This is a genomic window from Flavobacterium olei (genome assembly GCF_039749035.1).
Classification (GTDB): Bacteria; Bacteroidota; Bacteroidia; order Flavobacteriales; family Flavobacteriaceae; genus Flavobacterium; species Flavobacterium olei.
Map to the genome: position 1 here is coordinate 1 of NZ_JBDKWC010000003.1, position 12467 is coordinate 12467.

The 12467-nt window shown below is 33.7% G+C and carries 13 protein-coding genes; 3 read left to right on the forward strand and 10 right to left on the reverse strand.

Annotated elements, in window-relative coordinates; genetic code table 11:
• Nucleotides 1–823: 823 nt before the first annotated feature.
• Together ABEB31_RS07745 and ABEB31_RS07750 are read right to left on the reverse strand one after the other, a co-directional pair.
• On the reverse strand, nt 824–2059 hold the full coding sequence (locus ABEB31_RS07745) for an ABC transporter permease (RefSeq protein WP_347050775.1): 1236 nt from the start codon (nt 2057–2059) through the stop codon (nt 824–826).
• A 93-nt stretch (nt 2060–2152) separates the two neighbouring features.
• Nucleotides 2153–2647 carry a YkgJ family cysteine cluster protein gene (locus ABEB31_RS07750; protein ID WP_347050776.1) on the reverse strand — a complete coding sequence of 165 codons (495 nt, stop codon included), beginning with the start codon at nt 2645–2647 and terminating at the stop codon, nt 2153–2155.
• 72 nt (nt 2648–2719) lie between these two features.
• On the opposite strand from ABEB31_RS07750, the gene ABEB31_RS07755 reads away from it, so the two are divergent.
• A complete protein-coding gene (locus tag ABEB31_RS07755) occupies nt 2720–3427 on the forward strand; it encodes a class I SAM-dependent methyltransferase (RefSeq protein WP_347050777.1) in 708 nt (235 codons plus the stop codon).
• Nucleotides 3428–3447: 20 nt separating this feature from the next.
• Nucleotides 3448–3993, forward strand: a complete 546-nt coding sequence (locus tag ABEB31_RS07760; RefSeq protein ID WP_347050779.1) for a YfiT family bacillithiol transferase — start codon at nt 3448–3450, stop codon at nt 3991–3993.
• Nucleotides 3994–4066: 73 nt separating this feature from the next.
• Here the strand turns inward: ABEB31_RS07760 and ABEB31_RS07765 are convergent, their stop codons facing one another.
• The 8 genes from ABEB31_RS07765 to ABEB31_RS07800 form a co-directional block, all read right to left on the reverse strand.
• Entirely contained in the window at nt 4067–4699 is a 633-nt protein-coding gene (locus ABEB31_RS07765; RefSeq protein WP_347050780.1) for a 7-carboxy-7-deazaguanine synthase QueE, read from the reverse strand.
• Nucleotides 4700–4798: 99 nt separating this feature from the next.
• Complete coding sequence (locus ABEB31_RS07770; RefSeq protein WP_347050781.1) at nt 4799–6466, reverse strand: tetratricopeptide repeat protein; 1668 nt, start codon at nt 6464–6466, stop codon at nt 4799–4801.
• Between the two features lie 16 nt (nt 6467–6482).
• Nucleotides 6483–7406 (reverse strand): PstS family phosphate ABC transporter substrate-binding protein, encoded by a 924-nt coding sequence (locus tag ABEB31_RS07775; protein WP_347050782.1) that lies wholly within the window; start codon nt 7404–7406, stop codon nt 6483–6485.
• A 6-nt stretch (nt 7407–7412) separates the two neighbouring features.
• A complete protein-coding gene (locus ABEB31_RS07780; protein WP_347050784.1) occupies nt 7413–7640 on the reverse strand; it encodes a hypothetical protein in 228 nt (75 codons plus the stop codon).
• A complete protein-coding gene (locus ABEB31_RS07785; protein WP_347050785.1) occupies nt 7640–8443 on the reverse strand; it encodes an energy transducer TonB in 804 nt (267 codons plus the stop codon). The genes ABEB31_RS07780 and ABEB31_RS07785 overlap by 1 nt, the downstream gene beginning before the upstream one ends.
• 38 nt (nt 8444–8481) lie before the next feature.
• Nucleotides 8482–9042, reverse strand: a complete 561-nt coding sequence (locus ABEB31_RS07790) for an ExbD/TolR family protein (RefSeq protein ID WP_347050786.1) — start codon at nt 9040–9042, stop codon at nt 8482–8484.
• 19 nt (nt 9043–9061) lie between these two features.
• Complete coding sequence (locus ABEB31_RS07795) at nt 9062–9673, reverse strand: biopolymer transporter ExbD (protein WP_347050787.1); 612 nt, start codon at nt 9671–9673, stop codon at nt 9062–9064.
• 42 nt (nt 9674–9715) lie between these two features.
• A complete protein-coding gene (locus tag ABEB31_RS07800; RefSeq protein WP_347050788.1) occupies nt 9716–10540 on the reverse strand; it encodes a MotA/TolQ/ExbB proton channel family protein in 825 nt (274 codons plus the stop codon).
• Between the two features lie 380 nt (nt 10541–10920).
• On the opposite strand from ABEB31_RS07800, the gene ABEB31_RS07805 reads away from it, so the two are divergent.
• Nucleotides 10921–12438, forward strand: coding sequence for a helicase HerA-like domain-containing protein (locus ABEB31_RS07805; RefSeq protein WP_347050789.1), 1518 nt, complete (start codon nt 10921–10923; stop codon nt 12436–12438).
• The last annotated feature ends 29 nt before the right edge of the window (nt 12439–12467 follow it).

Below are 12467 nucleotides of genomic sequence, written 5' to 3' on the forward strand. Positions count from 1 at the left end.
ATTCTATTTGTCTCGTCTTTTGGACGAGACGGCTGTCAATTCAATATGTCTACGAACGTGTCTTCTTTTGTTTTTCGCTTGTCTCTCAAAGCGGGTGCAAAACTAAAACTTCTTTTTGTTTCTCGCAAGAAAAATTTAAAGTTTTTTTTGGAATTTTTTCAACCCCAATTTCCTCTCTTTTCCTTACCAGTCTCTCAATGAACTTCCGCGTTTTGCGGGGTGCAAATGTAAAAAGCATTTTCTAACTGCGCAAGCTTTTTGGAATCTTTTTTTTCTTTATTTCTAAAGATTCAATTCCTCTTCTTGTCAGTATTTCAGTGAACGCCTTTGTTTGTTGCGGGTGCAAAAGTAGCACCTTTATTTACATTTACAAGCCTTTTTGTTGCATTTTTTCCATGTTTTTTTATTCTTTTTCCTAACACACTGATAACGTAATTTTTACAGATACGCTTTTTTTGGTTCTCTGTGCGGTTTTTCTGAGTTACTATGCGGTTCTCCTATTTTTGGAGGGTTTTCACAGCTGGTATTTGAAGTATTTTCAATAATTCAACTTCTTTTTCAATGTATAAACACATTTTAAAAGCGTCGATACTATGCTTTTAATCTCGCAAAGACGCCAAGTCGCCAAGTTTATCCATAAACGAATTCCCAAAACAGTTTCCCTAACGGGATCAGAGCCCTGAAACCCGGATTGCAACAAAAGGCTTCTCTCGAGAAACTTCGGATGTTAAGCCTGACATAAACTATACTTATATATGTATAAAAGAAAAAACCGACTCATTTTACAAACTGTCGGGTTTCTATCTTTATTTACTTTTCTCGACTAATCGAAACGTATCGCTTTTACAGGAGATATTTTAGTTATTATATAGGAGGGAATTAACAGGACCAGAAAACAAATAGTTATTGTGAGTAAATTCAAAAGAAATATATACATCCAATTTAAATAAACAGGTGCCTGATTTACATAATAGTTTTCCGGATTTAGCTGAATTACTCCAAATTGCTGTTGGATCAATAAAAGTGCGATTCCAATTAAATTACCCCAGAATAATCCGCGAAGAATTAGATAGAAGGCATTGTATAGAAATATTTTGCGGACAGACCAATTGTTTGCTCCCATCGATTTTAAAATACCAATCATTTGTGTTCTTTCTAATATAAGAACCAGCAAGGCCACTACCATATTAATTGTTGCAACCAAAATCATGACAGCAAGTATAATTATAATATTAAAATCAAACAATTGTAGCCAGTCAAAAATATAACTGTATTTCTCTACAATTGTTTTTGTGTCCAGATTTGAAGAGGTTTCTTCATAGACTTTATTTCCAATCTCTTTTATAGTACTGAAATCTTTCACAAAAACCTCAAATGCACCTATTTGGTCAGCATTCCATTTATTGATTCTTTGAATGTGTCGTATGTCTCCAATAATATAAGTCGAATCAAAATCCTGAAATCCTGAATTGAATATGGCCGCAATTTTAAATCGACGAATATTTGGAAGTTTTCCCTGCTCTTCTTTTATAAAGAAAGTATTAAACTGGTCGCCTATTTTCAAATTTAAACGATTTGCCAAAAATCTTGAAATAATAACATTTTCATTTAAATCTTTTGTAAAATCAGGTAATTTACCTTCTACAATATATTCCTTAATATTATTCCATTCATAATCTGCACCCACTCCTTTAAATACAATTCCTTCAAAAGCATTTTCAGTTCGAATAATTCCGGCTTTACTTGCTACCGCCTGAATATGGCTAACTTCAGGAATTGATTTAAAATTCGGATAAAAGTTTTGTTTTTTAGAAATGGATATCGTTGTGACTTCAGAATTATTATTATCATAATTTGAAATTATGATCTGACCGTTGAATGCTGAAACTTTATCGCGAATTTTTTTCTGTAATCCGATACCGGTTGCTACAGAAACAATCATCATAATCATTCCGATCGCAATGGCAGAAATAGCAATTTTTATTATGGGTGCCGAAATACTGCTTTTATAATCCTTTGCAGTTATCAGTCTCTTGGCTATAAAATATTCTAGATTCAAATTATGGATATTCTTTAAGTTGTTTAATTATTCCTTTCTTCAAAAGTACATCTTTAAAAAAAGAAATCAAGAAAGTACGAATAACAAAATGCTTTATAACGGCAGTTTCTTCTTCATTTCTTCCACGATGTTAAATGCCGCAGGGCAAATTTCTACATTTTTCAATGTTAGGTTTGAAATCTGATAAAATTTATTTCGATCGGTATGTGGAAACTCACGGCAGGCTTTGGGACGAACATCATAAATCATACAATAATTCTCATTATCCAGGAAAGTACACGGAACACTTTTCAAAACATAATCCTTATCCTCATCAATACGAAGATACTGCTCGATGAATTGTTGTGGTTTTTGTCTAAAATGCTTCGAAATCCGTTCAATATCTGCCATAGTAAATAATGGCCCGGTTGTTTTACAACAATTGGCACATTTTAAACAATCTGTTCTTTTAAATTCTGCGTTGTGCAAATCCTGCATTACATAGTCTAAATTTTTCGGTTGTTTCTTTTTAAGCTTATCGAAATACTTTTTATTCTCGTTATGCTTATCTTTGGCTAACTTACTTAAGTTATTTAAAATCTGTTTCAAGTTTAAAATTAAAAGTTGATCTGCAAAATTAAACAACTTTAAACTTGAAACACTAATCTTTGAACTAAAACAATGAAAGATCTTTTTGGAAAAGCTATTTTTGATTTTCATACAAAAAATTCGCCTGAAGATATTATTACCGAAACTACTATTTCTGAAGAAGACGAAATGAGTGTAGAATATCTCTTTCGTGCTTATAATGAAATGCCAGAAATAGAGCAAAAAGCTTTACAGCTTGCAAAAGGTAAAATATTAGATGTAGGATGTGGTGCGGGAAGTCATGCTTTATCTCTGCAAAATGAACGCAATTTGGATGTTACTGCAATTGACATCTCTGAAAAAGCAATTGAAACATGTCTTCTTAGAGGAATTAAAAATGCTAAAGTTGAAAATATTTTAGATTTTGAAGGAGAAAAATTCGACACCATTTTACTTTTAATGAACGGAACCGGAATTTTTGGTAAATTAAAACATTGTAACCAGTATTTAAACAAGTTGAAATCTTTATTAAATCCTGGCGGCCAAATTTTAATTGACAGTTCTGACATTATTTATATGTTTGATGAAGATGAAGACGGCGGGAAATGGATTCCGTCTGAAAATGATTATTACGGAGAACTTGTTTTTAATATCTCTTATAAAGGAGAAAAAGAGGAACCATTTGACTGGCTGTATCTTGATTACAATACGCTTCAAAACGCTGCAATTGCAAATGGTTTTAATTGTGAACTTATTCTTGAAGGCGAACATTTTGACTATCTCGCCAGACTTTCTATTTAAAATCACAACCAAATTAACATATGAAAGAATTAGATTTAGAAACACTAAAATATCCTATCGGAAAATTTACAGCACCCACTGATTATTCGGGAGATTATCTTTCTCAAAAAATTAAGGAAATAGAATCATTTCCGGAGAGATTAGAAAAAGAAGTAATTCACTTAAGTGATGAACAGCTCGATACACCTTATCGTCCGGATGGGTGGACCGTAAGACAGGTGATTCATCATTGTGCTGAAAGTCACATGAATTGCTATATCAGGATTAAATGGGCGTTAACGGAAAACAATCCTGTTATTAAAGCTTATGACGAAGTCCTTTGGTCTGAATTAAATGATAATTTACTAATGCCGATTCAGCCAACTCTCGATTTATTAAAAGGACTTCATTACAGATTGGCATTCATTATGAAAAATTTATCTGAATCCGATTTAGAAAAAACCTTTGTCCATCCTTCTGATAATTCAGAAAACAAAATAAAGAAAATTATCGGAACTTATGCCTGGCATGGAAATCATCATTTAGCCCATATTACCAATTTAAAAAAGTACAAAAACTGGGATTGACAGTGTTTCTTTTTTACACGAATGTATACTTCGGTAAACAAACAAATCTCTTCGGTTGAAGAGATTTTTTTGTTTAAGGTATATTCAGATATTTATGCGTTTGAAGAGAAACTCTCCATTTTGGATTGTTCATAACATAATCTACAATGAGCGGAGTCATTTCTTCCTTTTTACTCCATTCCGGCTGAAGAAACAAAATAGCATTTCGATTGACCAGCTCTGCTTGTTCTTCTGCAAAAATAAAATCATGCTTATTATGTATAATAACTTTTAGTTCATGCGCATTATCATAGACAGTTTGTGTCGGCAGTTTATTTTTCTTCGGAGAAAGACAAATCCAGTCCCATGTTCCTGATAACTCAAAAGCACCCGAAGTTTCTATATGGACTTTTAAATTGTTGTTTTTTAACTTTTGCGTTAAAAGAGTCATATCCCATGACAATGGTTCTCCTCCTGTTACTACAACTGTATCTGCATATTTTGCGGCATTCGCAACAATTAGATCAATACTTGTTGGCGGATGACTTTCCGCATTCCAGCTTTCTTTCACATCACACCAGTGACAACCCACATCACAACCTCCAATTCTAATAAAGTAAGCAGCTCTTCCTGTATGCGCACCTTCTCCCTGAATGGTGTAAAACTCTTCCATCAACGGAAGCATAGCTCCTTTATTTACTTCTAATTGTATTTCTTTTGGTAACATTTTATTATTTTAAAGTGCAAAGATAGTCAATAAAATACGGAACAAAAAAACCGGCAGTTTTTTGAACTGCCGGCTTCTTGTTATTATTAAAAATCTAAATTATTTTAAAGATTTTACGGATTGAGCCGCGTATGTATTTGCAGGATCTAAAACTAAAGTTTTATTAAAATATTCTACTGCTTTTGCTTTATCAGTATTTGCATAAGCCGCACCAATTGCATTGTAAGCTTCAACAATTTTCTTAACTGTTGCAGGTTTTGCTAATTCCTCAGCACCTTTAGCAGTAGTTTTTGCTACATATTCTTCGTAATTTTTGATAATCATATCATCTTTATCCAAGGCACTGTTAATTCTTCCTTTATATAAGTAAGCCTCATCATAAGTCGGAGAAGCTTCAAGAACTTTATCGAAAGTAGCGTTAGCATTTTCTAAAGCAGCTTTGTCACGGCTCTCAGCAGGTTTGCCTGCATTACCATAGTATACAGAGATTCCGTAGTAAACAGCATCATCCAAATAGTTTTTAGACTCTTTATTAGCTGCGCCAAGTTCAAAAATAGCTGCAGCCTGGTTGTATTGTTTTTTACCAAATAAGGCTTTTCCAAAATCGGCTAATTCTTCAACTGCAAGAGGCTCTAATTCAATAGCTTTTTTGATATCTGCTAAACCAGCATCAAAAGCAGCCTGATCTACCACACCTTCAGCATTTGTACCTTTTTTAATTTTAGCTAAACCTAAGTATAAATAATCTCTTCCAATTACTTTATTAGAAGGAACTTTCATATAATCTTCAATAGATTTGATCGCTACATCAACGTTTCCATTCTCATAAGCAGCATATCCTAAATATCTGTAGATTCTTGGATTTACTTTATCCTCTGCAATCATTTTGTTTGCTACAGTTTCTAAGCTTTTATAATCTTTTACTAAAATCAAGAAATCTGCATGACGCATTTTGGAGTCCATTGAATAATCCGTAAGACTTAAATATTTCTCATAATTTGTGATCGCTTTTTGCAAATTAGCCTGAGCAGTAGAAGGTTTGTTTCTTGCCCATTTGTAGTAAGTTTCAGCAAGCTCTCTGTAAACTGGTCCGTAATTAGCATCTAAAGCAATAACTTCATTAAAAGATTTAATTGCTTCATCATAAGATTTAGCATTTTTCAACAATACTCCAGATTGTACTTTAGCTCTTAATAATGTATTATCTGCTGTAAAAGCATCTCTGTACGCTTTGTAAGCTTCATTTTGATTACTCGCTCCAAAATAAGCGTCTCCAATTGCTACAAGCGCCTGTGCATTTTGTGGTTCAATTGCTAAAGCTTTTTGTAAAACGGTGATAGCACTTTTATAATCAGGATTTTCAGAATTTATATAAGCTCTACCAATGTAAATAAACTCATTTACATCTTTTTTTCTCATATCCTTAGTAGCCAAAGCAAAGTTTGCCTGAGCTGCAGCAGCATTTTTAGCATCTAAATCCAATTGCCCTAAACCAATATAGTTTAAGTTTTTCTTTTCCGAAGCCTGTAATCCGTTATTGTAATAAATCTTTGCAGAATCTACAACAGATTGGTTTAGATAAACGTTACCTAAAATAAAATTAGCTTCACCATCAGAAGGTTTCGCTTTGATGATTGATTTAAGCAAATTTTTTGCCTTATCAAATTGTTCCGCATCAATTGCTTTTTTTGCTTGATTGATGTCTTGCGCTTTCGCCGCCGTCGCAGAGACAACTAATGCAAGACTGAAAATTTTAAATTTATTCATCTTTATCGTAATTAATTTATTCTTTATCTTTTATAATTTCACTTCTAATTTTAAGTTTTCTTCCAGGAGTTTTATAGGGTAATAATCCTGATTTTAAAACTATACGTTGTCCGATATCACCAGCTACAAATGAGGCAAACCCCATTCCCAGACCTGAGTAACCCTGACAGTTAATAATAAACAAATCGCGTGCCAAAGGATATTTTCCGATTTCTAAATCGTTTTGAGTCGGACTGTAATATCCGTCTCCATTTAATCCTTTTACACTTAATACATTAATTTTTTTAATTGTTTCTGTCATATCCGGAGTAGGCTGGTACAACCAATTCACACCGATAACACCAATCATTCCATCATTTTCAGAAACAAATTTGATTACCTCATTATTAGTTTTAAAAGAAAAAACCCCAGCTGTCGGAACAGCATTAACCTTTGCCAAATTCTTCATGTATCTTACAGTACTTGAGTTCGGATTATCAAAGACTAAGCCTTTAATCTTAGAATCTGGCTTGCCCTGTATAAAATCAATTACACTTTTCAACGCAATTAAAGTATCATTATTGCTCTTATTTGAAATAAATGCCACGGCATCCTGAGCAAACGGCGTAACCCTTGGATTAATCTTACTTTTATCGAAACGGGCTCTTTCTTCTTTTGTCAAATCTCTCGTCGTAATTGCAACTGTAGCCTTCTGATTTAACAAATCATTGATTACTTCAGCTTCTGACTTGGGCTTAACTGTAATTTTTGCGTCATAGTAAGTTCCTTCAAAAACCGCAACCTGATCGTCTACAATCTGCTTTACAGTTTCATCGACAGTAATATCAAGGGCTCCTTTTAAAATTGTTTCTTTTTCAGCTTCACTTTTGTTTTTTTGGTTGCACATCACAAACAAAAAGACAAAAACGATTAAACTTAAAGCCTTACCATATTTCAACATAATCTATTACTCTTTTGAATTAATTAATCTTAAAAATCTTACCCCCGAATATACGATCAACAAACCACCAAATGCATATCTGTATTTTGGCTCCATGTCTAGCGGAAGCTTTTTCCAAAACATAATCATTAAACCGAGTACAAGATAAATTAAAAAAAACAGTATTCCTAAAACAAGAAGAAATCGCTCTTTGAGCGATTTCTTCTGAATATTATTAAGCATATCTTTTAACATTATTCTGCAGATTGAATAGTAATAGGAAGAGAGTATAATACCCTAACTTTTTTACCATTTTGCTCACCAGGAGTCCATTTCGGACATTTTTTAAGAACACGAATTGCTTCTGCTCCTGTACCGTAACCGATATCCCTTAGAACTTTAATGTCGGTTAATGAACCGTCTTTTTCAACTACAAACGTAACGTAAACTTTACCTTTAAGACCTTCTTCTTCCGGAGTTTTGTAATTGTTTCCTACGAATTTGTAGAATTTATCAATTCCTCCAGGGAAGTCTGGTTTTACTTCGATACCTGCAGTATTATATACTGTGTTATCTTCTGCAACAACCTCGGATACTGGTCCTTTACCAACTGGCTCATCAACAGTTAAAACTGCATCCGGATCTCCTTTGATTGTTTCAGCACCCACTTTTTTGTCTTTCAAATCCACAATTTTTGGTGGATCTTCAGTTACTTCTTCTGCTTTTGCAACCACGGGTTTCACAAACTTAACCTGATCCACTTTTGGTGGTGGCGGTGGCGGTGGTGGTTGATTTGGTTTAATTTCCTCTTTTTTCTTTGGAGGTAATTTTACCGTTGCAATCTTAATATCGTTGTTTACCTCTTCTTCTTGAGAATCTGGTAAGAAACTTGCAATAAGAGGGGCAGCAACTGCAAAACTAAAAATAAGTGAACCGATAACAAGTGCTTTCACAGTTGTTTTACCGTTCGATTTTCTTAGCTCGTATGCTCCATATATCTTATTACGTCCTTCGAATACGATATCAAGCCACTGATTTTTTATAATATCTAATTTCATATCTCTTGATTTTTAATTTGATAAAAGTAAGATCGCTCTTATTTTTTATCTATTAATTTCGTTTCCTCTGGTGAGAATTCAGGAACAATCGCATAAGTGTCTACGCCTGAAATTGCCATTTCGTCCAAAATATCAACCAAATTGCGGTAATTTGATTTCTTAGTTGGTTTAATGATCACAATGATACCATTTTTCGGTTTTCCTAAAGCTGCAGAGTAAGCTAAAACATTTTTTTTCTGTTTTAATAATTCTCTACGGATACCATCTTTACCATACGTTATGTCTTTAGGCCCTACTTTTGGAGTAGCCAATAAACCCATATAGTAAACCATTTTATTGTCACCACCTAACATTACTGTCATAGTACGATTTTCATCTACTTTGGTGTCAACCTTTGGTTTATTTGGATCATCATCTTTATCTGGCAATGATAAATCCATGGATTGAGGTTTTGACAACGAAGTAGTTAACATAAAGAATGTGATCAATAAGAAAGCCAAATCCACCATTGCCGTTAAATCGACTTTTGAGTTCTGCTTTTTACTTCTTACTTTACCACCTTTACCACCACCGCCGTCGCCTGTATTTAATTCAGCCATCTTAGTGTATATTTTTTAATTAAAAGTCTTTTCCTCTTTTACCTGTAACTAAGTTAAAGGAATTGATTTTCTGATCTTGTAAAATATCCATAATTTTTTTAATTTTTGGATATTCTTCTTTAGCATCTCCTTTTATCGCAATCTGCAATTCTTTATCATCCAAATCAATTGTAGCTCTTCTTGAAATAAGAAGCCATTCTTTTAATTGATTATCTAATGAATCCAAAGGAATTCCAGGTTGTTCTGCTTTGGTTCTGTCCGCCGCTTTCATATCAATGATCTGCTTTAAACCTGTAATTGGCACACCAAAGTCATCCATAAGAGCAAATTTGGTTTTATCCTCTTCAGAGAAATTAATACCATATTTTGCACCCATTCCCTCAAGAGTTCTTTTACGAACTTCTCTTCCTTTGATATCAAAAAACACTTTTCCTTTTCCTATTGTAATAATAGCCAAATCGGTATCTGGCAATTTAGTCTGAGCAACAGAAGAAGGCATGTCTACAGGAAGTGCTTCTGGCACTTTAGCAGTAGCGGTCAAAATAAAGAACGTCAGCAAAAGGAACGCTACATCACACATCGCAGTCATATCTGTCGATGTAGACTTTTTTTTCATTTTTATTTTAGCCATTATCTTTTATTTTATTTTTTTGATATTACTATCAAAAATTAATTATTGTCTTAAACTTCCTCTGAATTTTCTGTAAGTATTCACGATAGTAGTACCAGCCTCATCGATAGAGTAAGTTAAATCGTCAATTTTAGCAGTAAAGAAGTTGTAAGAAACAATTGCTAAGATAGAAGTAGAGATACCTGTAGCAGTGTTGATAAGTGCCTCAGAAATACCTGTTGCAAGAGCAGCCTGGTCAGGAGTACCAGCAGAAGCTAACGCACCAAACGCTTTAATCATACCAGATACAGTTCCTAATAATCCTCCTAATGTACCTAAAGATACTAAAGTTGAGATAATAGTCATGTTTTTCTCTAACATTGGCATTTCTAATGAAGTTGCCTCTTCAATTTCTTTGTGGATTACCTCAGAAGCCTCTTCACTGTTGAATCCTTCTTTTTTCACATCCTGGTATTTTACTAAAGCAGATTTAATTGCGTTTGCAACTGAACCTTGTTGTTTGTCACATGAAGCGATAGCAGCTTCAATGTTTCCTTCTTTAATACTACCTTGTACACTTTTCATAAATTTGTCAAGGTTAGATTTTCCAGCAGCTTTACCGATAACAATAAATCTTTCGATAGAAAAAACAACAACCATTAAAAACATACCTAATAATACTGGTACGATAAAACCTCCTTTATAAACTTGTCCTAATGTATTGATTGGATGTCCAGTTTCTGGATTACCTCCTTCGAAGTTCGCAGAGTCTCCCATGATTACTTTCCAAATAAACACCCCTACTAAGATACACGCAACAATAATGATTCCAGTGATCATTCCTCCCCCATTTGAAGTGCTTTCTTTTTTAACTTTAACGTTTGCCATTTTTTTTAATTTTAATAGTTTTAAATAATTTTTATTTTTTAGTTATATTTAACTTGTAGAGGAGCAAATTTATACGTTTAGTTTAAATAAAAAAACTTTTTTTAATTTAATTGACCGAAATTTAACTTCAATTTAAAAAATATCTCATTAAATTGCCGGCGTCATTTTTTAGATAAAACAAAAAAGAGGACGATAATTAGAAAAATTACAACGTTTTAGTAAATATTCAAAGATTCCTTTGATATGTTCTTAAAAAGCTGAGAATTTTTTTTTTATTAAATTTTCAATCAAAAAGAGCTTTTTCCTACTAAAAAAACCATATTAAACTTGCCCAAAAACAAGGAAATACTCATATAACCAACTAAATTACAAATAAAAACATGAATATAAAAGAGAATTTTATTACAGATATAAATTTGGGTTATTCCTGCAAGGGAGACAGCATAATTCTCGGCGGCGCAATGCTTGACGGTGAACCACTTACAGAAACTCATGTAAAAATTCCGCTCAAAACTTTAAATCGTCATGGCTTGATTGCAGGTGCAACCGGAACGGGAAAAACGAAAACAATTCAGGTTTTTTCTGAGCAGCTTTCCAACGCCGGAATTCCGGTTTTGATGATGGACATTAAAGGTGATTTTAGCGGTATAGCTAAAGAAGGAAAAGAAGAAGGATTTATTACCGAACGACATGCCAAAATAAACCTACCTTATAATGTATCTGCATTTCCTGTTGAACTAATGTCTTTATCGAAACAAAATGGGGTTCGTTTACGGGCAACGGTTTCAGAATTTGGACCTGTTTTGTTTTCAAGAATTCTTGATTTAAATGATACCCAGGCTGGGGTGATTGCTGTTATATTTAAATATTGTGACGATAATCAGATGCCATTACTGGATTTAAAAGACATTAAAAAAGTAATCAATTATATTACCGAAGAAGGCAAAGAAGAAATTGCTGCCAGCTACGGGAAAATTTCGACTGCTACCACCGGTACCATTCTTAGAAAGATTATCGAATTGGAACAACAAGGCGGAGATCTGTTCTTTGGGGAATTATCTTTTGAGATCGATGATTTGATGCGAATTGATGAAAATGGAAAAGGTTATGTCAATATCATCCGCCTGACGGATATTCAGGACAAACCTAAATTATTCTCTACTTTTATGCTCAGCCTTTTAGCTGAGATTTACCAGAAAATGCCTGAAAAAGGAGATGCGGAACAACCTGAATTAGTTATTTTTATTGATGAAGCGCATTTAATTTTTAATGAAGCCAGCAAAACCTTGCTGGAACAGATTGAAACGATTGTCAAACTGATTCGTTCAAAAGGTGTTGGTGTTTATTTTGTAACGCAAAATCCAATGGATGTTCCAAGTGGTGTACTAGCACAATTAGGATTAAAGATTCAGCATGCTCTTAGGGCTTTTACCGCAAATGATCGTCAGGCGATTAAAAAAACAGCCGACAATTATCCTACTTCTAAATATTATAAAACTGACGAATTACTAACGAGTTTAGGAATTGGAGAGGCCTTGGTTACTGCACTTAACGAAAAAGGAATTCCGACACCGCTTGTTGCAACGATGATGCGCGCACCAATGAGCAGAATGGATATTTTATCTGATAGTGAGATTGAGGAAATAAATGCAAAATCTAAACTGGTAAGAAAATATGCTGAAGAAATTGACCGCGAAAGTGCTTTCGAAATTTTAACTGAAAAGTTAGCTCAGGCGGCGGAAACGGCAGCACAGCATCAGGAACAAACTCCGACAAAATCTCAAAAAAGCGAACCAAGCACAACAGAAGTCGTTACAAAATCGGTTTTAAAAGTTGTGACAAGTGCCACTTTTATTAGAGGGGTTTTTGGCGTTCTTACCAAAATATTCAAGAAATAAAACTTCACCATATAAGTTATATAAGTTCA